The organism is Lactobacillus taiwanensis (assembly GCF_017894345.1).
Taxonomy (GTDB): Bacteria; Bacillota; Bacilli; order Lactobacillales; family Lactobacillaceae; genus Lactobacillus; species Lactobacillus taiwanensis.
In genome coordinates, this window is sequence record NZ_CP059276.1 from 1,657,919 (window position 1) to 1,682,215 (window position 24,297).

Here is a 24,297-nt window from a genome sequence, read left to right on the forward strand (position 1 = left end):
AATTATAAAAACCACATCTTCATTATAATACTGTTTCTCATAATTGTGTAGATTAAATTCCGTGTGTTATATAACATTGCCATTATAAAAGTTCAAAAAAAATAGGGCTGTTTTATTCAAACAGCTCTACTTTAATCTATCTACTAATACTATCAGCACGACCTTTATAGTCGCCATTTTCAGTTCCAATAATTAATTCTTCGCCTTCCTTAATAAAGTCTGGCACCGTTACAACTAAACCAGTATCCATAGTTGCGGGTTTTCCACCACCAGCAGCAGTGGCTCCTTTGATTTCTGGTTGAGTTTCTTTAACAGTCATCTTTACAGTTGACGGTAAGTTAATTCCAATTAATTTACCTTCGTCAGTAAACTTAAGATCAACATCAATATTTGGCATCAAGAACTTAGCTTCTGCTTCAAGATGTTCCTTAGGAATTAAGTATTGTTCATAAGTATTTGTATCCATAAAAATAAAGTTAGCATCATCATCGTAAAGATATTGTGCTTTTTTCAAGGAAACATTGACTAGCTCTACTTTTTCACTTGGACGCATAGTCTTATGTACAACTGCTCCACTCATAACATCACGCAAATCCATTTGCATAACCGTATTTCCTTTACCAGGTTTATGGTGATTACTCTTCAACACTTCAATCAATTTACCATCTTGATTAAAAATCATACCTTTTTTCAATTCAATTGCTTGCATCAACACATACCTCTAAAATTTTTTAATATACATATCACTAATTTCATGATTACCATACTTTTTAATAATCATGTCTGCTCGTTTTTTAGTTGGTTCAATATACTCGTGTAAGTTCTTTAAGTTAACATGCCGCCAAACTTTCTTAGCAAAAATATCTGCTTGTTCACGCGGCACATGAGCCCATTGATAAAAATAATTGTCAGGATTATTGCAATTAATTTCTAGCATTAAATGATAACGATCAAGATACCATCTTTCTAAATCTTCTTCACTAGCATCAAGATAAATCACATAATCTAAAAAGTCACTTGGCGGTGCTTGACCGTCCGGGGGAACTTCAAGTAAATTTATTCCTTCTACTACTAAAACATCCGGTTGTTCAACAGAACCTATTTCATTAGGTATCAGATCAGAAATTTCCTGTGAGTATAGTCGATATGGTACTCTTTCTTTACCAGCTTTAACACTTGCCAAAAAAGTAGAAAAGGCATCCCAATTAAATGACACTGGGAAGCCTTTTTGATCCATTAAGTTTTTAGCTTTAAGTTCTGCATTAGGCATCAAAAAGCCGTCTGTAGAAACTTGTGCAATCTTTTTATCCGGTTCAAGGCGTTCAAATAAGCGAGTTATTTTCTTGGCAAAGGTGGACTTACCAACAGCAACAGATCCTGTTACTCCAATTATAAAAGGAATCTTTTGCCACTGTTCTTTATAAAATGTTTGTTGAGTATGATAAACAGCATTTTTTTGACTCATGATATATTGAAGATTTTTCATCATGAAAATTTCTGCGCTAAATTCATCACTTGGAGGAATTAAAGCCTGCCACTTTTCAGGTGTCAGGTGTAAAAATTGCTCTTGCATAAAAAGCCGCCTTCCTTCTGCCTTGTTCCTAGTATTTTTACATTGTTCAGCCTATCATATATATTGAGAGAAAGAAAAGAAGATATCTATGAAAAAATTAATTCTTTTTGGTGATTCCCTACTTGCAGGTTATATTGATGGACACGCAACTAATATTGTAACTCAAGGACTGCAAGAAAAATTACCTAATTTTACAATTATTAATAATTCTGTACCTGGCACAACTACTGAAGAAGCAATTGATTTTTACGAGCTAAGAGTCAAGCCTTTTGATTATGACCTAGTTATTCTTTCTTTAGGTACTAACGATGCTAATATACACTTTGGCTTAAGCGCTGGACGATATGCGCATAACTTACAAGTATTAGTTGACTTAATTGGGGCTGATAAAACATTATTAATGGGACCTTCCTATACTAATTGGAAAATTGTTCCAGATCAAGCATGGCCTAAAACTTTGCAATTTGAGTTAGTAGTTGAGGAATGTCATATCGAAAACAATATTCCATTCTTAAACTTTGCAAAAGTAATGCGTAAGACAGGTCATCCGAATAATTTACTTCAGAAGGATGGCATCCATTTAAATCAAGAAGGTAATAAATTACTAATTGAAAAGCTTGCTGAATTAGTCAAAGAGAAAGAAATGGTTACTACATCATAAAAAAGCATCCTGTTTGTGGGATGCCTTTTTAATATACCTATTCTACGTACAAAGCTTGTTTACCTTGCTGATTGTAACTGGCTTCTATTTTCTTTAAACTTACTTTTTTATTTTTAACACCATAAGGATCATTTACGTAAACAATCCTCTTCTTTTTATTATATCCAGTAATTACGCATGCATGAGAGGAAGGTGTCACATTAACTTTTCCCTGCTTAGTCTGCCATATCTGCATATCGTTGACACGATCAAATTTCAAAGTTGTAATAATCATTACCGGATGTCCCTTAGATACCAACTTCAATACTCGAACAAAGTTATTTCCTGTATAGTTGCGAATTCTCTTAGTATATTTTCTTGCAACATTATACAGAGGTTCATTATAAACACACCAGCCTGCATTGTTGATACTCATATAGCCAACAAAACCAACATGCGGATTACCGCGATAATCATTATCAATAAATGAGGAAACATGCTTAATATTTGACGACAACTCTAATTTACTTACATTAATATCATAGTATTTCAACAACATTGAAAGTGAGGTAACCTCACATCCATTTGGCAAGTCCGGTAATTGATTTTCTAAGGGAACATTTAGTTTCTGTTCTGGTTTTAAAGTAAGCCAATCATATTCATCTTGAATCTTATCAAAATTAAGTACTAAAGCGACTACTCCTGCAGTAATTAATAGTAAAAATGTATATAAAATTCTTCTTCTACGCCGATATTTTCTAGCTCTACTTATTCTTTTCATGCTAAGTATTTTAACTATTACGTATCAGCTCTGTCAAAATGCATAAGAATTAAATAGATTTAATTTATGTGTTAGTTTTTGCAAAAGAATGAAGTCTATTTAATTTATATGCTAAATGACACTGCAAATTAAATAGAATTAACTTTAAATCCTTATCTGCTTACTTGAATAATAAAAAATCCCTCTTACCAAGATCTAAGAGGAATTTTATTTTACTTATTTACGTAAGTTTTTTCATCCAAATTATCAAACAGAGGACTCTTCTCACCTGTATAAATTAAGTCTAATTTATACATTGCACGGGAAGCAATCGTGTAAAGCAATTGAGTTTCATCTAATTGATGATAATTTTCTTTTGAAACGCCCCAAGCAACTACTGCATCAAATTCTAATCCTTTAGCAAGATAGGACGGCATTACTAAAGTACCAGGCACTAAACGCTGGTTCGCAGACCCAATCAAAGTTGCTTTAATATTTCTTTCTTTTAATACTTTAGCGACTTCTTGAGCTTCAGCTAATGTCTTAGTAATAATCGCTGTTGTTAGTTTTTGCTCATTGTTTTCTGCCAATATATCTTGCAAGGCACTGTATTCTTTTTCAATACTATCACGCTTGTAAAAGGCTGGCTTTGGACCACGTCTATCAAAAGCTTCAATCTTTTCACCTTGACGCAAAATTTGCTTAGTGAAGTTAGTTATTTCCTTAGTTGAACGATACGACTTCGTTAATTGAACAACATCAGTCTTTTCAGGATCAAATAATTTAGAAATTTGACTCAAAAGTGTTTTACTTTCATCTTTAGTAAAAATAGCTTGATTCAAGTCACCTAACATCGTGAACTTGGCTCTAGGGAAATTGTATTTAAGATATGCCAATTGGAATGGAGTGTAATCCTGAATTTCATCGATAAAGGCATAGCGCATTTCATAGTCTGTTCTACGTCCGGTTACTAGATCATATAGGTAAAGGTAAGGTGAAATATCAGCCATCTTGATTCTGCCAGCCTTAAACCGCTCTTTAACATTTTCAATATGAGCGTCCCACTCTTCCTCGCTAATATCCCACTTACTTAGGTCAATTAGCTTAGGAACAGCACGCAAGAAACGCAAGTATTGTGCACGAATATTTAAGAAACGGTTCTGGTGGATCTTGCGGCTAACTTGTTTTAATTGCTTAATTACAATCTTACGAGCTAAAAAGTGTTCTTCTTTTGCACTAGATTCAAATTCTTGATCTGGACGATCATACAGCTTATTTAATTGTTCTTGATCCAAAGATTCAATAGTTTTATCAACCCATGCCTTCTTAGTTTCTGGTTCAATTCTGCGGTTCAAGCTATTAATCAAAGCTTCTTTTGTAGCTTCAATTCTATTTCTCAGATGGTAGTTTTCATTAAAGCCGTAGTAAATTTCCTTGATCTTTTCCTTATCAAAAAATGGTTTCTTCTTACTCTTAAAGTAAATATTTTTGAAAATCAAACCATTCTTTTCAAGATGTTTAGCATAGCGAGTTACTGCATTAAAGAATTGCAATGAATTCTTCAAGTTAACAATCTTATCGTTTTGCTCATTATCTTCGAATTGTTCAAATAAGTTTTCAACGTTCATTCCTGGAACACGGCGAGAAACAAACTGCCAGTAAGTCATCTGCACCATATTTTGTTCACCCATTTCAGGTAGAACATTTTTAACATAATCGTTGAACAATTGGTTAGGACTAAACATAATAACATCGCTAGAAGTTAAATTACCACGATAGCGGTAAAGTAAGTATGCTACACGTTGCATAATAGCTGATGTTTTTCCAGATCCTGCTGCCCCTTGAACAAATAAAAGATCTGCACTGGTATTTCTAATAATCTTATTCTGCTCTCGCTGAATCGTTGTTACAATCGACTTCATTTGCGTAGAGGATTTTTCATTTAAGACGTTTAAGAGCATTTGATCTCCAATTGATTCATTGGTATCAAACATATTAGTAATCTTGCCGTCTTCAATTAAAAATTGACGCTTCTTAGTCATATCAACTGTCTGAACGCCATCAGGAGAATTATAAGAAACCTTGCCTAATTTACCATCATAGTAAATAGAAGATATTGGAGCCCGCCAGTCATAGATCAAAAAGTGATCTTCTTTATCTGCAAAAGATCCCAAGCCGATATAAATTGTTTCTGGATCTTCATTAGGCTCTTGAAAATCGACTCTGGCAAAGTAAGGTTTCTTCTCTAAACGTTGCAAAGTTGATAATTGTTTAGCGGAATGTTGCCATGCATTCTGACGTTCTGCCAGCATTTGTTGCTGCTGGTGAATGGACAGCGCGGTATCCATTGAAGTTGAATAACCATCATAGTCTAATTTCACATCATCAAAAAAGTGCGAATTAATGTTTTGCGCTTCATTTTGCGCATGTTCAATTGAATGATCTAATTCGCTTTCTTTCTTTTTAATTAAGCCAAGAACTTCATCTAAATGCTTTTGTTCTTTTTGTTGTTCAGTTTCTTTTACCAAAATTAAGTCACCTATTTCTAGCATTAGTAAAAACTTTGCATACTATTTTATCATATGTATACGCTTTCCAAAAAAATTAAAACTTTCAGAAAGTCTCAATTGTTATTTAGTCTTTTCTTAAATAATTAGTTTTATAATTAAATAAAATTATATAGTGAGATGAGAAAGTGAAACGATTTTTTAAAACGATTCTAGTTCTAGCCTTTCTGTTTATTGGTCTCGACTTTGCTTATCAAAAAGCCGCTCCAGAAATTGAAAAAACTTTTGGAACTAGAAATCCGCTCCCATATCTAACAGCCAAAGTCCAACAATTTATTTCACCTGAAAAAATTCAAAATGACGATAAAAATGACAATAATGCTAAAGGCCATACTTTTGAATCCAATACAGCAACAGTCTATCTTGATCTCTCTGATCCAACTCTCAAGCAAGCAGCGATTGATGGCATTAACATTTGGAACAATACAGGTGCCTTTAATTTTAAAATGACAAATGACAAAAATAGTGCAAAAATCATCATCAAAGCAATGAATGATGGTCAAACTAATGCCGCCGGTCTAACTGATACGCAGTATAATTCTTTAACCGGTCACTTAATTAAAGCCACCGTTAACTTGAATTCATATTATCTTTTAAATCCAAGCTACGGCTATAATCACGGCCGAATCGTCAACACAGTTGAGCATGAGCTAGGACATGCAATCGGCTTAGGACATAAGGATGGTATTTCAGTTATGTATCCTCAAGGATCTTTCTACACAATTCAACCCAGCGACGTTGAAGACGTTAAAAAATTATATCAAGAACAATAAGAGCGATTCTACTTTAAGAATCGCTCTTATTTTGCATTTTTCTTTCTTAATTGATGTTGCTTTTTAAAATATGAAATCCAAAAGGTTACTACGTAACCAACTGCAATCCCTACAAAAGTCCACACCATAATATTTTTGACAAATAAGCCGATAAACAGACCAATTAAGCCAAAAATTCCAATAGTAAAAGATTGATCGAGCTGCTTCATTTTTCCATCCTCGTTTCTATCCTAATCATAGCAAAATCAATTAATTATAGGCATATTTTTAGACTTAATTCGTTTCTCATTTTACACTATATATCATAAACAAATTTTGAATATATTTGCTGCAGCAGTAAATATAAAATCTATACAAATCGAAAATTTTAAACAAAGAAAGGAATGGTATAGCCTTTATGGATAATCAGAAACAACCTCCCTCGTATTCTCAAACAACAAATGAATTATTTTCAAATTTAGAAACAAGTTCTTCTGGTTTAAGTGAGCCAGAAGCTGAGAGGCGATTAAAGAAATATGGCCCTAATGCTCTAGCTGAAAAGCCACCAAAATCAATTTTAACGATGCTCAAAGAGCAGATCATCGACCCTATGATTTTGATTTTACTAGGAGCAGCCGCTTTTTCAGCTATTCTAAACGAATGGGTTGAAGCAGGAGTAATTTTCTTTATCGTTGTAGTTAACTCAATCATTGGCATTATCCAAGAAAAGAAGGCTCAATCTTCTCTTGCAGCCCTTAAAACTATGAGTGCGGCGACAGCTACAGTTATTCGTGGCGGCATGGAGAAAATCATCCCTGCTAGCGAATTAGTCATCGGTGACCTTGTCAGCATAGCTAGCGGCGATATGGTGCCAGCCGACTTGCGTTTAACTCAATCAGCTAACTTAAAAATTGCAGAAGCTTCCTTAACTGGAGAATCTATTGCTAGTGAAAAGAATGCGACTGCTGTTCTTTCACCAGACTGTCCCTTAGGAGACAGAAAAAACATGGCTTACACTTCTTCAATCGTCACTTATGGTCGAGGAAGCGGAATTGTCACTAAAACTGGGATGGACACTGAAATTGGTCAAATTGCTGGCATGCTCGAAAATGACGACGCTGGTGATACACCACTTAAGCGTAAACTTAATGCAGTAGGTAAAATTTTAACAATCATTGGTTTAATTATCTGTGTGTTAATTTTTGCAATTGGTGCCTTTTATGGTCGTCCACTTTTACCACAATTCTTGGTAGCAATTTCTTTAGCTATTTCAATTATTCCAGAAGGTTTACCAGCAACAGCAACAATCATTATGGCGCTTGGCGTGCAACGAATGGCAAAACAACATGCCTTAATTAAGAAGTTGCCTGCTGTTGAAACTCTAGGAAATGCGACGGTTATTTGTTCTGATAAAACAGGAACATTAACGTTAAATAAAATGACTGTAACTCATTTAGCTAACGGTGATGATTTCCTTAATAAAAAAGTTCTAAGTGTAAAAAAAGCAAATAAGGATTCGAATTCATACAAGCAATTAATCTATGCATCTAGTCTTTGTAACGATGCTAGCTTTAATTTAGAGAATCCTAAAGAAGTAATTGGAGACCCCACTGAAGGTGCACTTCTTCCTCTAGCACACGATTTAGGTTACTCGGCTCTTAACTTAAGAAAAGAATATCCAAGGCTTAGCGAATATCCTTTCGATTCAATTAGAAAGAGAATGACTACGGTTCATGAAATAAACAATGAATACGTTGCTTACACTAAAGGTGCGCTCGATGAGTTACTGCCACTTTGTGACTATATTCACACAAATAATGGTACACGTAAGTTAACTAAGGCTGATAAAGACAATATTCTTGCCTTATCACATAAAATGTCTGACCAGGCATTGAGAGTCTTAGGATTTGCAAGTAAAAACATTTTAAACTTACCTCAAGAAGATGAAGATATCGAACAGCATTTGGTTTTCTTAGGTGCAGTTGGTATGATTGATCCAGCTAGAGATGAAGTTAAGGCATCAATTAAGATGGCTCGTGAAGCTGGAATTAAAACAATTATGATCACAGGAGATCATAAAAACACAGCAGTCGCTATTGCTAAGAATTTAGGTATTTATACTAATGGAAACACTGTTATTTCGGGAACTGAACTAAATGAAATGACGGATAAGCAATTAGACCAAGCAGTTAAATCTGCCACTGTCTTTGCCCGCGTTTCACCAAATGATAAGTTAAGAATTATTCAAAGCCTAAAGCGAAATGACGAAGTCGTAGCAATGACAGGTGATGGAGTCAATGACTCACCTGCCTTAAAAGCTGCTGACATCGGAGTTGCCATGGGGATTGGTGGCACAGATGTTGCCAAAGATGTTTCAGACATGATTTTACTTAATGACAGCTTTACAACAATTACAGCTGCCATTAAAGAAGGTCGAAAAGTATACCGCAATATTCAGAAAGTAATTCAATTCTTACTCGTTGGTAATATTGCAGAAATTACCACTCTATTTGTGGCCACAATCTTCAATTGGGATCCACCCCTACTTGCCGTGCATATTCTTTGGGTTAACCTAGCTACAGCTAGTTTGCCTGCTTTAGCATTAGGGGTTGATCCAGCAAGTAAAAATATCATGAAACATAAGCCAGTAAAAACTGGAACCTTATTTGAAAGAGATCTTATCTGGCGCGTCATTAGTCAGGGAATATTTGTTGCCTTGATGACCTTGTTAGCTTACTGGATAGGCGCAACTTTCGATAATCCAATTGCTGGTCAAACAATGGCATTCTGCGTTTTAGCCTTATCTCAAATGCTTCGGGCATTTAATCAGCATTCTAATACTGATCCAATTTGGGTTAGAGGAAATAAAATGAATATTTGGCTAATTATCTCCTTTATGGTTTCAGCAGCTTTAATGGGAATTATTCTATTTATTCCTAACTTACAAGATCTCTTCCATTTAACTAACCTTAGTTCAAAGCAATGGTTAGTAGTAATTATCCTTTCCTTATTCTCAATCTTACAAGTTGAAATTACTAAGTTAATTAAGCGACTAAGTAGAGTTAGACAAAAAGATCGCAAATTACAAACAGCTACTGACTAATCCTAATATACTAACATCACTTAGCTGAGCATATTTTTAGACTTAACTTTAATTAACTAATATAATAAAAGTATAAATTTAACACTTACAACTAGCATAAAGACTTAGAAAGCTTTATGCTTTCCACTTTTCAATAATCAAAATAATCGGTATCGTAGATACTAAAAAGGCCAAATTACTCGTTTTTGAGTAGTTTGGTTTTTTTGTGTTTTAAATAGATTTTTTCATTACTTCTGACAAAGCTCGCTCTTTAATTTTATCGACATCAACCTTGTTGAGCTTTTCATATTCTCTAGCTAAAACATCGCACAAATATAATTGTGAAACTTGCCCTGCTACACTACCAATATTCATAAATTCGCTAACTGACGTTTGTAAACTCACATCCCCTAATTGAGCAATTGGCGAATTAAGATCGTTGGTAATTGCCAGAATTTTTGCTCCGTAGTCTTTAGCAACTTTTAATGAATCATACGTATCCTTAGTATGGCCTGAAAGAGATAAACCAACTACTACATCATCTTTATTCAGCAAGGCTGCCACTTGGACTTGAATATGAGGATCCGACTCTGCGTTAGCAATTAACCCAATTCTAAGCCATGTTCTCTCATAGTCTCTAGCAGACTCGCCAGAATGCCCTAACCCAAAAATATGAATTCGCTGAGCTTTAGCTAATAAACTAACTGCTTTCTTTAGAGTCGGTGGATTAATTAACTCTTCTGTTTTTTCTATTGAAGAAATTAAAACTTTACTACTTCGTTGTGAACTTGTCTGAGCTCCATCATGGTTCTTGGTTGTGGTCATCATCGAATCTTGCGCTAAAGCAATTTTTAAATCCGAAAAACCCGAATAGCCTAATTTTTTACATAATCTAACTATCGTTGCATCTCCTGTATTGGTCGCCTTTCCCAGAGATTTAATAGTGTCATAAATCACATGTTCAGTATGAGCAGCAATATAGTTAGCTAATTTATTTTCTGACTTAGTCAATTTATCTTTATTTTGATTATAGAGTTGTATAAATTCCATTTTCTCACGTCCTCATCCTAATAACTATATCATGTTTTCGCTAGAAAGCGCTTGCATAATATTTGAATTCATTATATTATCTTTTTAGGAGGAAAACTCCAAAATATAATTAGTTTGGAGTATATTTACAAATGAACAAGGAAGAATTTATCAACAAAATCCACGGTGGCTTAATTATTTCATGTCAGGCCTTACCTGGTGAGCCACTATATACCGAAGAAGGCGGAATTATGCCATTAATGGCAAAAGCTGCTCAAGAAGCTGGCGCAACAGGCTTAAGAGCCAACTCTGTCAGAGATATTAAGCAAATCAAAAAAGTAGTCGACTTACCAATGATCGGAATTATTAAGCGTGACTACCCACCTGAAAAGCCATATATTACTCCAACTATGAAAGAAGTAGATGAATTAGTTGAAACTGGCGTTGAAGTAATTGCTCTTGACTGTACTTTACGTCCAAGACACGATGGCAAAACAGTAGCTGAATTCATTAAAGAAATCAAAGCTAAATATCCAAATCAACTTTTAATGGCTGACACTTCAAACTTTGAAGAAGCAAAGAACGCTTATGAAGCTGGTGTTAATTTTGTAGGTACTACTCTCTCTGGTTATACCGAAGAAAGTCCAAAAACTGATCATCCAGACTTTGACTTAATTAAAGCCTTAGTTGACGATGGTTTACCGGTAATTGCCGAAGGAAAGATTCACACTCCAGAGCAATTAAAACAAGTAATTGACATTAATCCAGCAGGAATTGTAGTAGGCGGAGCAATTACTCGTCCACTCCAAATTGCTAAAACTTTCACTTCTGTTTTTGAAAAATAATCAAGTGTAACGAAATGAGGCGTAATCATGTCTAAGAAATTTTCTCATATTGGGCAGGCCTTCTCCCAACTAGGTCAAGCCTTTATGCTTCCAATCGCCATTTTACCAGTTGCTGGTTTACTTCTTGGTTTAGGTGGTGCTTTAACAAATAAGGCAGCTGTTGGTGCTTATCCTTGGCTTAACCAAGAATGGCTTCAAACAATATTAAAAGTAATGAACTTTGCAGGTAGCGCTGTCTTCAATAACTTAGCTCTTATCTTCTCAATTGGTCTAGCCGTTGGCTTAGCCAAAGGTGATAAAGGGACAGCTGGTTTAGCGGGTGGTGTCGCTTACCTAGTTTACACAGCAACTATTTCAGGCTTACTACAGTTATTCTCACCTAAAAATACTATTGATACCGGTGTTTTAGGAGCAATTGTTATTGGTTCTGTTGTTGCTTATCTTCATAACCATTATCGTAAAGTTGAATTGCCACAATTTTTAGGATTCTTTGGTGGATCAAGGTTTATTCCTATAATTTCATCTCTTGCTGCCATTGTTATTGGTGCCATCTTCTTTATTATCTGGCCACCAATTCAAAGCGGCTTAACTAGTGCTGGTTATGCAATTGCAAAAATGGGTAGTTTTGGTAGTTTTCTATATGGATTCTTACTACGGTTAACTGGTGCAGTTGGTCTTCACCACACTATTTATCCAATGTTTTGGTACACAGCTTTAGGTGGAACAGCGGATGTTGCTGGTAAAACAGTTGTCGGGGCACAAAATATCTTCTTTGCTCAATTAGCCGATCCAAATCACCATGGTCTATTTACCTACGGAACAAGATTCTTTGCTGGTCGTTTTGCAACAATGATGTTTGGTCTTCCAGGTGCTGCCTTAGCAATGTACCTTTGCTTACCTAAGAGAAACCGTAAAACTAATGGTGGTTTATATATCTCAGGTGGTCTTACTTCATTCTTAACTGGTATTACTGAACCAATTGAATATACATTTTTATTTGTTGCCCCTTGGTTATATGTGATCCATGCCTTTCTTGATGGTTGTTCATTTTACGTAGCAGACATCATGAATATCAGAATTGGTAATTCATTCTCTGGCGGTTTAATCGACTACTTGCTCTTCGGGGTCCTACAAGGCAAAGATAAAACCAATTGGCCTAACGTCTTAATCATGGGTGTCATCTGGTTCTTCCTTTACTTCTTCGTCTTTACTTTCTGTATTAAGAAATTCCATGTCGGCATTCCTGGTATGGTTGTAGAAGAAAACCAAGCTGCTGATAAAATCATGGCAGCTGGTCCAAAAACTGACGATAAACTTTATAATGAATCATGCGAAATCATTTCAGCTCTAGGTGGTTTAGACAATATTGAAACTGTTTCAGCTTGTGCTACTAGATTAAGAGTCGCTTTAAAAGATAATAGTTTAGTTAACGATGATGTCTTTAAGATGTTGGGAGCTACTGGCGTATTAAAAGTTGCCGGCGGCGTTCAAGCAATCTTTGGTGGAAAAGCTGACTTATATAGTCAAGAAATTAACGATATTATTACCCATCCTGATATGCAGCCAGCAAGTAATCCACAAGTGGATAAAAATACTGAAACTAGTTCTGCTAAATCAGAGCCTGTTCACAAATCTGAAAAAGTTATTTTTAAAGCCCCAGTTAAGGGTAAGTTTGAAGATATAACTCAAGTTAAAGATGAAGTGTTTTCACAAAAAATGATGGGTGAAGGATTTGCAATTGAGCCAGAAAATGGCAAAATTTATAGTCCTGTTAATGCTACAGTTGTCTCAATCTTCAAGACAAAACACGCAATTGGTCTTAAGACTGAATCTGGCTTAGAAGCAATGCTTCACCTTGGAATAGATACAGTTGAGCTTCAAGGAAAACCATTTACAATGAAAGTAAAAGAAGGCGACAAAGTTACTCCTGATACACAACTGATTGAAATGGATTTGAAACAAGTTAAAGATGCTGGCAAAGATACTACGGTGATGACTCTCATTACCAATAGCAATGAAAGAGTTGAACAAGTTGAAGATATTATTACCAGCGGACAATTAGTTGGAGCACATAATGATGTCTATTCAGTAATCACTAAGTAACTTAATACTTTACAAAATAAAAAATGTACTCAAGTAACTAAAGCTTGAGTACATTTTTTGTATCACATATAAAAATTAGTTTCTAGTAGTAATGTCGACATCTAATTCAATTGGACAGTGATCAGATCCCATAATATTGCTTAAGATCTTAGCATTTGTCAATTTATCTTCTAGATTGTTCGATACCAAGAAGTAATCTAATCTCCAACCAATATTCTTTTCACGCGCATCTTCACGATAGCTCCAATAAGTATACTTAGCTTCATCTGGGTGGAAGTAGCGGAAGGTATCAATGAAGCCAGCATTTAATAATTCAGTAAATTCTTTTCTTTCAATACCGGTAAAACCAGCACGATGACGATTATCTTCAGGTTCAGCTAAATCAATCTTTTCATGAGCTATTCCTATATCTCCACCAATAATTACTGGTTTATATTGCATAAGCTTAGTTGCATAGTTTCGAAATGCTTGTGCCCATAATTCTCTAAAGTCCAATCTTTGCAATTTTTCGCCAGAAAATGGAGCTTGAACATTAATAAAGTAAAAGTTAGAAAATTCTAACGTAATGCTTCTGCCTTCTCCATCAACTTCTGGAACTCCGAAACCATTAGCCACGGTAATTGGCTTTTCTTTGGTAAACACAGCAGTGCCAGCATAACCCTTACGGTTTTTAGCATAATTCCAATATTGATAATACCCAGGCAAGTCAACTTGCACTTCATTTGGTTCAAGACGAGTATCTTGAATCGCAAAGATATCTGCATCTAAATCTGTAAATGTATTAACAAAACCATGCCGTAAGGCTGCCCTTAAGCCATTTACATTCCAAGACATTAATTTCATAATAATTCTTCTTTCCATCAAAAAACAATTGATCTCATCAACTCAATTGTACAAACTTAATTCAAATAGATGAAATATTTCGAACTAAAAAATTAGATCAACATAACCTGTTAAGCTGATTTTTCTTATCTTGTCTTCAGATGCCAAATAAAGAAACCTATTCCAATAATCAAAGCTAAAATTCCAGTCCAAACTAATCCAGAATAAGTACCACCAAAAAATCCTAAAATTCCAGCGACAATCATCATAGCCAGTCCTGCTATATCTCCACCTAAGCCATCGCTATTTTCAGTTGAAATATAAACAATTCCACTTGCCATAAATAAACCACAAAGTAGGATGCCAATAATACCTGCTAACATATTTTTATCGGCCATTACTCCTAGGAATCCTCCCAATAGGCCTTGAATAAATAGCCAAACTGAATATACAATCATTAAAATTCCGACAACTAATTTAGTAACTTTCATATACATCTCTTCTTTCACCTACTAAGTTAGTATACTTCGTCTTAATATTCAAAATTTTTGATACAATATTTTTATCATTATGAAAGATGAGAATTATCATGATAATATTTGAATTCATAGGTTTAATCATTTATTTGATCTTAATTGCAATAATTGTTGTTCGCCAAATTAAAGTCAGTCAAAAATTTAAAGCCAATAAAATTACCGAAGAAAAGCATCGAAAACTAATGGAGCAAAATACAATTTTATTAATCATAGTTGGTGTACTACTTCTATTATTTCTTTACACACCTTTCAAAATTTTGATTTTTTAGTTTTGTTATAATTAAACTATGTTAATCAAGGAGCTGCTAACTAAAATGAAAAGAATTTATATCGTTCGCCATGGTCAAACCTATATTAATCATTATGACAAAATGCAAGGTTGGTGCGATACACCTTTAACTGAGGAAGGAATTCAAGGTGCAAAAGATGCAGGTAAGGCTTTAAGGAAAATACCTTTTGATATTGCGATTTCTAGCGACTTAAAGAGAGCCAGCGATACTTGCGATTATATTATCAGCGAAAATTGTAATCGCGATGAGTTACAGCATATCGCTACTCCATTTTTTAGAGAACAATTCTATGGATTCTTTGAAGGAATGAATTCTGACGAAGCTTGGCGCATGATCGGTGGTCCTCATGGCTATCCAAGACGCGATGAACTACTTAAAGAGGTTGATATTAATACTATTAAGGACTATATGAAAGAAGCAGATCCTTACCACGAAGCTGAAAATGCAGCAGAATATTGGAATCGTGTTAACAAGGGCTTTGACTTAATCAGTCAATTAGACGGTGCTGAAAATATTTTGCTTGTAACTCACGGATTTACCATTCGAAGCATCGTCTCCCGTTTTGCACCTGGAGAATATAATTTAGCTCATGGTCCACGCAATGCTTCAATTACTATCATGAACATTACTGATAAAGATATGAAGATCGCTTCTTATAATAAAATGTCAATTTAACACAAAAAGACTTCACCAAATTTTTGATGAAGTCTTTTCTTTAATCTTCTTTTTGTAAAACGATATGTTGATATAAAATTACTGTTAAGAGGTAGTAAATTACATAAAGTACTCCAAAAATTGTAAATGGAATCCAAAGTTTATCGTAGGTATTCATTCCTAAAATTGATTTAAATAATTGTAGTCCAAATAAAACGTCTACTACACCCAAGGCAGCCGGCAAAGCAAACAAGATACCAATTTCTTTCGCAATAGAAGATTTTAATAAGCTCTTTCTAGTACCAATTTTCCAAAGCATTTGATATCTTGGCTTATCGCTATTGGCGCCAGACAATACTTTAAACATTAATGTTGATGCAAGCATTGCTAAGAATGCAAGACCTAAGAAGAAGCCCATAAATTCAAAGCCAGAAGTCATACTTGAAACTAGACGATATTGAGCTGATTTAGAATTAGAAAGATTTACATTAATTCCATCTTTAGTTGCATTTGGTGAGCTAATCATTTGATTTACAGACAATTTTTGTAATTTTTCAATATTATTGAAATTACTTCTGAAGTCATTGACTCTTAAAAGTTCAATCTTATTTACCTTAGCTTTAATTCGATTATATTGTACTTGCGGTACAACTTTAACTTGAGCGTCTTTATATGGAGTAAGAGACACTAATTGATATTCGCTTTCGGCAGCAACATTTGATTTTTTATTCTTAAAATCGTTCAAAGTAATACGTCTAGTATCATAATGGCTTACATCATTCTTACGTGAATAATGTTGATACATGATTTTATTATTTTTAATTTGACTTTCAGGAATGTAAAGAATTCGTTGTCTCTCCTTGCCTTTACCTTCCATTATTATCTTATACTCAAGATTCGTAGTTGATTTTACAGAAACTTTCTTTAATTGATTGTCTACTTTTTTATTATGGTTATATAAAACCACATCGTAGTAAGTACTCTCCATAGCTTGTTCAGTCATATTATTGAAGTTTAAACCAACAGTAATTGCTCCCAAGGCAAGAGCGAAAAGTAAGGAAACAGTTGAGAGAATACGAGTGTAATCACTTAATCTAAATTTTAATTGACCTAAAGTAAAGGAATGAAGTTTTCTGTATTTGAAAGCTGGGTTCTTACGTAGCAAATCAATAATTGCTGTAAAGAAGGAATCAAAAGTAAAGTAAGAACCAAAAACGATCGTAAAGAAGGCAATTGGAATAGTTTTGGTACCTAATTTTACAGCATGCATCATTGCCCAATAACCAGTTCCAAGTAATGCAATTCCTAAAAGAACCTCAATAAACTTCCATAATTTATTTCTATGTAATTTAACTGGTTTTTGATCTTCATGAAGTAAATTAATTATATTTGATTTAACTAACTTATGACGATTCCAAAAAGCAGCTAAGAAGAATAAAATTGCAAAAAAGGCAATCGTCCAAAGTAATGCTGGTAAATAGAATCCTACAAATTTATGAATTTGCAAACCTAATTGTGAAATCAAAATGCTAGAAACGCCTTGAGTTAAAGCAACTCCTAGAACTGTTCCTAATAAGGTAGCTAATAAACCAACAACAAGTGTTTCAGTAAAAATCAATCTTCCAATTTTACTAGTCCTAGCACCTAGCATCATGTACATTCCATAGTCTTTTTGCCGCATACTTAACAAAAAGCTATTAGCATACACGATATAAACAAAAGTAATAATTGATAACAATGCAATTCCGAATCCAAAGACAATTTGAGTAATTTGGAATGCAATACTCAACGAGCCCTTTAAGAAAGCGGGATTTGTTGCTAAGGTCATAAACATGTAAAAGATCGCACTAGCAAAAGTTAAGCCAGAAAAAAGGACTAAATAGTCTTTGAACCGGCTTTTAATTCCGGTTAATGATAATTTCCAAAGCATAGTTATTTCCTTTCTAATCTCTTAGCGTCTACCTAATTCTGCAATAATCTCTTGATAAAATTCTTCTCTGCTCTTACCATCTTTTTTGATTTCTTTGCCAATTTTACCGTCCTTAATAAAAAGGATTCGGCTAGCATACGAAGCAGAATATGGATCGTGAGTTACCATTAAAATCGATACTCTATCCTTTTCATTTAATCCCTTCATAGTTTCAAGAAGCTCTGTAGCACTCTTAGAATCAAGTGCCCCAGTTGGTTCATCCCCATAAAGAATAGCTGGTTCATGAACTAATGCACGTGCTGCTGCAACACGTTGCTTTTGACCACCGGATATTTCTGCTGGATACTTATTTAAGATATGGTCAATCCCTAAACGCTTTGCAATCTTATCAACTTTAGGGTTAATCTCACTAGCTTTTACATTTTGCAAAGACAAAGGCAAAGCAATATTTTCACGATTAGTTAAATTTTCTAATAAGTTAAAATCTTGAAAAATAAAACCAATTTCTTGACCACGGAAGTCTGCCATTTGATTTTTATTTAAGCCAGTAATATCACGGCCATTAATGTATACATTTCCAGTTGTAGGTTGATCTAATGTAGATAAAATATTTAACAAAGTGGTTTTACCAGAACCAGATGCACCCATGATTCCAACAAATTCACCACGTTCCACATCAAAGCTAACGCCCTTTAAAGCTTGGTATTGTTTTTCACCTTTTTTACCATAAGTCTTAGTAATATTTTGAACTTGAACTACTTTACTCATTTTGTCTCCTTTTTCGTTATAGTGTATTACGTACCTGTTACACTATATAATACAGACACCACACAAAAAAGTAAAGCTTGTTTTTCAATTTTTTCTCTCTCTTTCGTAATATTGAAATAAATTAGACAATTTACGCAAAAACGTAAAAAGCTATTAAATCACGGTTTTAATACCACGATTTAACAGCTTTTTTGATAGTTATTTCTCTAATAACTTACTATGAATTATTTTAGTACTTAATATGCAAATTAAATACCAAACTAAAATTTTTATTAATAAAATTAACATTCTTTGGCTAAAAATATTACTGTTAACTATCCAATCTATTAAATTACTAATTGGAAGTAGTTCTGCAAAAAATTTTAACCAAGTAGGATATTCACTTACTGGAATAATCATCCCAGCTAAAATAATCAAACTACCCGTTACAATATTAGAAAGCCAGTAAGGATTCTCTTTCTTCATTCCCCATACAGCACAAAAATAAGCTAAGAGAACACTTATAAAGATTTCAAAGGGTAAAGCCAGAAAAAGCCTAGGAATAATATTTACTTTATTAAGCACTAGTAAACCTATTACTCCCAAAAGAATGGTTTCTAGAGAAAGGACAACTGCCGCAATTACAAATTTTACTAGCCAATAGTTTTTAAAAGTAGGTCTAATTGAAAAAATATCGTCCAATAAATTAATATTTTGATCATAAACTGTGGACGCTACCACAATGCCAATACCTGTAGAAATACCTGTAGTAATCACGCTTCCGACCAAAATCCGAGAATAATCTTGACTCGCTCCAAAGGCAATCAACAAAAACATAATTAGAGATACTAATGGTAACAGTAAATAATTAACTAAAATCACGTTAACATCGTCAAAAGTTCCAATCGAACGTAGAGTAACACGATAGGCAGCTTTCAAAATATGCTCAACCTCCCCTCTTTAAAAGATCGTTTAATTACAATATTAGTCATTAATTTAGATAAAACTCCAAAGACCACTACAACTAAAATGTAGCTCATTATCCAATTCCATTGAATAGATTCATGATAGATAATCCTAATTGGTAAAGTTAACGGACTTAGCATTTGAAAAGATTTGATACTTGTTCTAATTGCGTTTGGAATACTTAAAAGTCCGGATAAAAGTAAAATTGGTAATAATAAAAGCTGTTCATAAACAATTGCATTCTTGCTTAAAACGAAAAATAAACTAATAAAATAGCTTAAAACTGCAGCTGCAATCCATAATAAGATGATTCCTACTAATAATTGAAAATCTAAGTAATTAACTGGCATTTTTAATAACCAAGCTTCTAATCCTGCTAAAGGAAAAGCAATTAAACCATACACAGAAGCTGGAATCAGAGTAGCCAGCAAAACTTTTTCTCTAGCTACCCCAGTATTTAATAGATATGGTAGTGTACCTTGGAACCTCTGAAAACCTAATGCACCAGCACTAGTAGTACATGATGCCCATGTTCCTATTACTCCCGCAATTAACCATTCTTTACCGTCATAAGTTTGCAAGACATAGTGAGCCAAATACTCATAAAGTAACATTGTAGTTGTTTCAATAATCACTAAATTTACAAAATAAGTATTTTTTATATATAAGCGTACTTGAAATAATGCTAATTTAATAAAAGACATATTACACCTGCCTTCTTTTCAACTGATCAGCTACTGCTAAATAGGCATCAGCTAAACTTGCATTATTTTCCACACCAGCAAATTTCTTTACTTCTTGAATTGACCCTTCAAAATGAATCATCCCACCGCCAATTAAAAAGATCCTATCAGCCAAGCTTTCGATATCTGACATGTTGTGACTAGTTAAAATAATACCTCGTTTTTCTGACGCTATTCTTTTAACTAATTGTCTAATCGAAATAACTGATTCAATATCTAAGCCTGCTGTTGGTTCGTCTAACATTAATATTTTGGGATGATTTACTAATCCACGAGCAATATGAAGTCGCTGCAGCATGCCTTTAGAATAAGCAGATACTTTCTTTTCAGCTACATCGACTAAATTAACAGTCTTCAAAGCTTCTTGAACACCGCTTTTAATATTTCTTTCTTTAACACCTACGACTCGAGCAAAAAATTCTAAATTTTCTCTCGCAGTAGCACCGTAGTAAAATCCACGATCACCACCAAAAACAATGCCCATCTTCTTCCTAGCTTTTCGTGGGTACTTAATCAGATCAACACCTTCTACTTCAACTTGTCCTGAAGTAGGAACTAAGTAATTAGAAATAGATTTAATGAGTGTTGTTTTGCCAGCTCCATTTGGTCCAACAAAAGAAATTACTTCTCCTGCATGTAATTCAAAACTAATATTTTTTATTGCATGAAATAATTTTTTCTTATCTTTATAATCACGTGTAATGTTGTCAGCTTTAAATATAGTATTTGTCATAATTTTCTAAAATTCCTATTGGATTAAATTTCAAATTCTTTATATCTTTTGTTACTACTTTTACTAACATATAGCATTACCTCTTTTTGATTTTTTATAAGCATATCATCGTATAAATTAATATTCAATAAAAATTTAATTATTTCTTTATTTTATTTTGTTACATCGATAAATTGTTATACTTCAATAACATAACAATTTATGAAATCTCTTTTATTTGCTATTATTTTTATAAGGTCTTATATTTATAAATGAAGGCAGTCTTCATAGAGAAGCAATAAATAACAAATATTAATTGCTGTTACTTTATATAAATATCTAGTAAATATATTAAGAAGAAGTTCTTGATATTCTGAATCATAGTAATAATTCACTATTTTCACTACTTTTTCCCGTCTATAGTTCAACAAAATTGAAAATAGTGAAACTTATTGTTAATAAATAAAATATAGTTTAACTAAATTCTTCAGGGAGCTGAATGTACATTAATATAATTTTTTCAGTTTAAACTATGTATTACAAAGATAATAAATTTGTCACCCTATATACCCTTAAGTCGTGAGCTTTCCTATTCCCCCATAATTATATATGGCTTAAGTGATTTTCTTAATTAACTACCTTTGATACAATCAGTTTAATTTCATTTACAAGTGTAAAAATTTATTATGATTTCAGAGTAACAATAATATGCTCCACTTAATATTTATGTGCACGGTTAGTTAAAGTAATTCTCTCTATTGGGATATTACCGTGTTCAAATATCCTTAAGGTCACTTCGTTTTTCGAAGTGACCTTTTTGCATTAAAATTGCTTTTTATTTAAAAAGAAATTATAATTTTCATACTATCAAATAAAGGACTGGTTATGATGATTTTTTAACTTATTAATCAATATAAAACTAAATTTATGAGAGTAGGTGAATTATTTGATCAACAACCAACCTAAAAAGACTAAAGCATTTATTGCAGGCGTAAATTTAAATGATCCTAACTTCGACTATTACATGACTGAATTAAGAGAATTAGCCTTAGCAAATAATCTAGACGTTGTAGGACAAGCTAGCCAAAAAGCTGAAAATATTGTTTCCGGAACTTATTTTGGAGTTGGAAAGATTAACCAAATTAAAAACATGGCGCGTGAATTATATGCCAAAGTTTTAGTTATTAATGATGAACTTTCTCCAACTCAAATTAGGAATATTGAAGGAATGACTAAGCTTAAAGTTCTAGATAGAACTGAATTGATTTTGGAAATCTTCTCTAATCGTGCTCGCAGTAGACAAGCAAAACTGCAAGTCCAACTTGCACGTCTTCAATATGAACTTCCTAGACTTCATCCATCTGAAAATAATCTAGACCAACAACGTGGTTCTGGTGGAGCAAGTGGTGGATTTGCGAACCGTGGTTCTGGTGAAACTAAGTTAGAATTAAATAGACGTACGATCGGTAAACAAATCAGTGCCATCAAAAAAGAATTAAAGGATATTAGTAAACAAGAAGAAATTAAATCTGCTAGAAGAAACAATTCTTGTCTTCCACAAGTGGCTCTTGTTGGTTATACAAACGCAGGTAAATCTACAACTATGAACGAATTACTGAATGTTTTTAGTGATGAGGCCAACAAAAAACAAGTTTTTGAAAAAGATATGCTATTTGCAACTTTAGATACAAGTGTTAGACGAATTGATTTAAAAGATGATTTAAGTTTTATTCTTTCAGATACAGTTGGTTTTATTTCTAAACTGCCACATAATCTTGTTGAATCTTTTAAAGCTACCCTGCAAGAAGCTAAAGATGCAGACTTGTTAATCAATGTCGTAGATGCTTCAGATCACAATATGGTGCAAATGGTTAAGACTACACAAAAGGTATTAGCTGAATTAAACATTACCGATATGCCAATGATTACAGCCTATAATAAAGCTGACTTAACAGAACGTAATTATCCTCAAATTGAAGGAAATGATATTTTATATTCTGCTAAAGATCCAGAATCAATTAGGCAATTAGCTAATTTAATTGTAAAAAGAGTATTTGATAATTATGAAAAGGTAAATTTAGTTTTACCACTGTCGGATGGGAAAAATTTGGCTTATTTACATGAATATGGTCAAATTTTAAGTGAAGACTTTAAAGATGATGGGATTCATGTAACAGTACGTCTATCTCCAAAAGATCTAGATAAATTTAAGACTAATGCTATATAACAAATAAAAAGAGTAGATTCTGAAAATCTACTCTTTTTTCATATTATTTATAAATAATTACAGCTTCATTCTTTTCTATATTGTTCCAAACCTTCGGTGCGTCGCTTGGTTTCAAGTTTACGCAACCATATGAACCATCATTTAGATAAGCTGTCTTCGACCAGTTCTTTCTCCAACTATTATCGTGGAAACCACAGCCAGTTAAAGTGAATGGCATCCAATACTTAACATCAACTGCATATTTAGAGCCATCATCATTAGTTCCCTTTAGGACACTCGGCGATTCTTTATATTGAATATACCAAACTCCTGTTGGAGTTTCTAAATTTTTATGCGCAATTTTAGTTTCAACAGTTCCAGTAACAATCGTGTCTAAAGTTAAGACACACTTACCATTCTTATAAATCCACATTTTCTGATCGGTTAAGGAAACAACAATATAATTGTTACCAATTCCATTATTGCTTAGTCCATAACCAGTCCCGTACGTGCTAAAACCTTCACCATAAATATAGTTTTTTCCATTAAGTTCCTTAACATTATCAGCTAGAGCATTTTCAACAGCGGCTACTAATTTTTTCTCATTAATTGCCCAACCGTAACTCTCATTTTTAACTTTTGTAGTCTGACCATTCGGAAGTTGGAAGTCATAAGATTTATGAAGTGTTGCTACTTCCTTATTAATATTATTTATTTTATCTTCTAATATTTTGGTATCAGAGAAGATATATTTATCATTCTCATAAGATACATTTGAAAATACTTCTGCCCTTTTAAATACAAAGTTTTTTCCATTAACGGTATATTTTACTTGACGATCCTTAATTTGATTGAGCTTATCTCGTGCTTTTAATAAAGTTTCATTTTTAAAATTCCACTTTTTATGACTAGGATAGCGAGTATGTTGACTTTCAAAGTAAGACTGTACCTGTTTATTAGTAATCACCTTATCACTAGTCTTTTTTAGAACAACTTTATCTCCTTCTAAAATAGCAGTATTCTTCGCATTTTTATTGATTTTAGAAGTAGCTTTTTTAACCGTTAATTTTCCAACTGGAACATCATAAATTACAACATTTGAATTAAAGTGACTGGCATTAAATTTTTCAGCCTCAGTATTTCTTTTCGATTGAAGATGTCCCAAAATTAACCAAGCTATTAGAATAATTGCTAAACCAATTAAAATACCTATCAGCCACTTACGATAGTTATTTGTGGGATAGGTATTTTTTTCTACATTTTTATTACTCATTAAAAATACCTAATTCCTAAAAAAAGTTCTTTTTATTATATCACAAAAAAGAAGGTTAATCTTCTGA

General features: G+C 33.3%; 22 protein-coding genes. 8 read left to right on the forward strand and 14 right to left on the reverse strand.

Features of this window, described 5'->3' with window-relative positions; all coding sequences use genetic code 11:
- Window positions 1-136: 136 nt before the first annotated feature.
- Window positions 137-709, reverse strand: a complete 573-nt coding sequence (gene efp, locus H1A07_RS08170; protein ID WP_094503567.1) for an elongation factor P — start codon at window positions 707-709, stop codon at window positions 137-139.
- Between the two features lie 12 nt (window positions 710-721).
- Window positions 722-1,573, reverse strand: coding sequence for a type I pantothenate kinase (gene coaA, locus H1A07_RS08175; protein WP_210144892.1), 852 nt, complete (start codon window positions 1,571-1,573; stop codon window positions 722-724).
- A gap of 88 nt (window positions 1,574-1,661) precedes the next feature.
- Between coaA and H1A07_RS08180 the strand changes: the two genes are divergently transcribed.
- Window positions 1,662-2,234 (forward strand): SGNH/GDSL hydrolase family protein, encoded by a 573-nt coding sequence (locus H1A07_RS08180; protein ID WP_094499399.1) that lies wholly within the window; start codon window positions 1,662-1,664, stop codon window positions 2,232-2,234.
- Window positions 2,235-2,271: 37 nt separating this feature from the next.
- On the opposite strand, the gene H1A07_RS08185 is transcribed toward H1A07_RS08180, so the two are convergent.
- Both H1A07_RS08185 and helD read right to left on the reverse strand, forming a co-directional pair.
- On the reverse strand, window positions 2,272-2,994 hold the full coding sequence (locus tag H1A07_RS08185) for a C39 family peptidase (RefSeq protein WP_210144893.1): 723 nt from the start codon (window positions 2,992-2,994) through the stop codon (window positions 2,272-2,274).
- Window positions 2,995-3,206: 212 nt separating this feature from the next.
- Window positions 3,207-5,525 carry an RNA polymerase recycling motor HelD gene (helD, locus tag H1A07_RS08190; RefSeq protein WP_210144894.1) on the reverse strand — a complete coding sequence of 773 codons (2,319 nt, stop codon included), beginning with the start codon at window positions 5,523-5,525 and terminating at the stop codon, window positions 3,207-3,209.
- A gap of 143 nt (window positions 5,526-5,668) precedes the next feature.
- On the opposite strand from helD, the gene H1A07_RS08195 reads away from it, so the two are divergent.
- Window positions 5,669-6,313: a matrixin family metalloprotease gene (locus H1A07_RS08195; RefSeq protein ID WP_210144895.1), complete on the forward strand. Its 645-nt coding sequence runs from the start codon at window positions 5,669-5,671 to the stop codon at window positions 6,311-6,313.
- Between the two features lie 26 nt (window positions 6,314-6,339).
- Here the strand turns inward: H1A07_RS08195 and H1A07_RS08200 are convergent, their stop codons facing one another.
- Window positions 6,340-6,522, reverse strand: a complete 183-nt coding sequence (locus tag H1A07_RS08200) for a hypothetical protein (RefSeq protein WP_210144896.1) — start codon at window positions 6,520-6,522, stop codon at window positions 6,340-6,342.
- A gap of 188 nt (window positions 6,523-6,710) precedes the next feature.
- Here H1A07_RS08200 and H1A07_RS08205 point away from each other — a divergent pair, with 188 nt between their 5' ends.
- Window positions 6,711-9,395, forward strand: a complete 2,685-nt coding sequence (locus H1A07_RS08205) for a cation-translocating P-type ATPase (RefSeq protein ID WP_210144897.1) — start codon at window positions 6,711-6,713, stop codon at window positions 9,393-9,395.
- A 210-nt stretch (window positions 9,396-9,605) separates the two neighbouring features.
- On the opposite strand, the gene H1A07_RS08210 is transcribed toward H1A07_RS08205, so the two are convergent.
- Entirely contained in the window at window positions 9,606-10,424 is an 819-nt protein-coding gene (locus tag H1A07_RS08210; protein WP_210144898.1) for a MurR/RpiR family transcriptional regulator, read from the reverse strand.
- A gap of 131 nt (window positions 10,425-10,555) precedes the next feature.
- Between H1A07_RS08210 and H1A07_RS08215 the strand changes: the two genes are divergently transcribed.
- Together H1A07_RS08215 and H1A07_RS08220 are read left to right on the forward strand one after the other, a co-directional pair.
- On the forward strand, window positions 10,556-11,248 hold the full coding sequence (locus H1A07_RS08215; RefSeq protein ID WP_094523522.1) for an N-acetylmannosamine-6-phosphate 2-epimerase: 693 nt from the start codon (window positions 10,556-10,558) through the stop codon (window positions 11,246-11,248).
- A gap of 27 nt (window positions 11,249-11,275) precedes the next feature.
- Window positions 11,276-13,351 carry a PTS sugar transporter subunit IIABC gene (locus H1A07_RS08220; RefSeq protein WP_210144899.1) on the forward strand — a complete coding sequence of 692 codons (2,076 nt, stop codon included), beginning with the start codon at window positions 11,276-11,278 and terminating at the stop codon, window positions 13,349-13,351.
- Window positions 13,352-13,426: 75 nt separating this feature from the next.
- Here H1A07_RS08220 and H1A07_RS08225 read toward each other — a convergent pair whose 3' ends face one another.
- A complete protein-coding gene (locus H1A07_RS08225) occupies window positions 13,427-14,194 on the reverse strand; it encodes an exodeoxyribonuclease III (protein WP_057718589.1) in 768 nt (255 codons plus the stop codon).
- 125 nt (window positions 14,195-14,319) lie between these two features.
- Entirely contained in the window at window positions 14,320-14,664 is a 345-nt protein-coding gene (locus H1A07_RS08230; RefSeq protein WP_210144900.1) for a hypothetical protein, read from the reverse strand.
- A gap of 98 nt (window positions 14,665-14,762) precedes the next feature.
- On the opposite strand from H1A07_RS08230, the gene H1A07_RS10320 reads away from it, so the two are divergent.
- Window positions 14,763-14,978: a hypothetical protein gene (locus H1A07_RS10320; protein WP_244974120.1), complete on the forward strand. Its 216-nt coding sequence runs from the start codon at window positions 14,763-14,765 to the stop codon at window positions 14,976-14,978.
- A gap of 45 nt (window positions 14,979-15,023) precedes the next feature.
- On the forward strand, window positions 15,024-15,674 hold the full coding sequence (locus tag H1A07_RS08235) for a histidine phosphatase family protein (protein ID WP_210144901.1): 651 nt from the start codon (window positions 15,024-15,026) through the stop codon (window positions 15,672-15,674).
- Between the two features lie 40 nt (window positions 15,675-15,714).
- Here H1A07_RS08235 and H1A07_RS08240 read toward each other — a convergent pair whose 3' ends face one another.
- From H1A07_RS08240 to H1A07_RS08260, 5 genes are all read right to left on the reverse strand, one after another.
- Window positions 15,715-17,583 carry an FtsX-like permease family protein gene (locus H1A07_RS08240; RefSeq protein ID WP_210144902.1) on the reverse strand — a complete coding sequence of 623 codons (1,869 nt, stop codon included), beginning with the start codon at window positions 17,581-17,583 and terminating at the stop codon, window positions 15,715-15,717.
- 21 nt (window positions 17,584-17,604) lie between these two features.
- Complete coding sequence (locus tag H1A07_RS08245; protein WP_057718595.1) at window positions 17,605-18,351, reverse strand: ABC transporter ATP-binding protein; 747 nt, start codon at window positions 18,349-18,351, stop codon at window positions 17,605-17,607.
- Window positions 18,352-18,549: 198 nt separating this feature from the next.
- Window positions 18,550-19,269, reverse strand: a complete 720-nt coding sequence (locus H1A07_RS08250; RefSeq protein ID WP_094503577.1) for an ABC transporter permease — start codon at window positions 19,267-19,269, stop codon at window positions 18,550-18,552.
- Window positions 19,266-20,000: an ABC transporter permease gene (locus H1A07_RS08255; protein WP_210144903.1), complete on the reverse strand. Its 735-nt coding sequence runs from the start codon at window positions 19,998-20,000 to the stop codon at window positions 19,266-19,268. The genes H1A07_RS08250 and H1A07_RS08255 overlap by 4 nt, the downstream gene beginning before the upstream one ends.
- A gap of 1 nt (window position 20,001) precedes the next feature.
- A complete protein-coding gene (locus tag H1A07_RS08260) occupies window positions 20,002-20,772 on the reverse strand; it encodes an ABC transporter ATP-binding protein (protein WP_023599971.1) in 771 nt (256 codons plus the stop codon).
- Window positions 20,773-21,697: 925 nt separating this feature from the next.
- Between H1A07_RS08260 and hflX the strand changes: the two genes are divergently transcribed.
- A complete protein-coding gene (hflX, locus tag H1A07_RS08265; protein ID WP_057718600.1) occupies window positions 21,698-22,978 on the forward strand; it encodes a GTPase HflX in 1,281 nt (426 codons plus the stop codon).
- Window positions 22,979-23,021: 43 nt separating this feature from the next.
- Here the strand turns inward: hflX and H1A07_RS08270 are convergent, their stop codons facing one another.
- A complete protein-coding gene (locus H1A07_RS08270) occupies window positions 23,022-24,230 on the reverse strand; it encodes a L,D-transpeptidase family protein (protein ID WP_210144904.1) in 1,209 nt (402 codons plus the stop codon).
- Window positions 24,231-24,297: the final 67 nt, after the last annotated feature.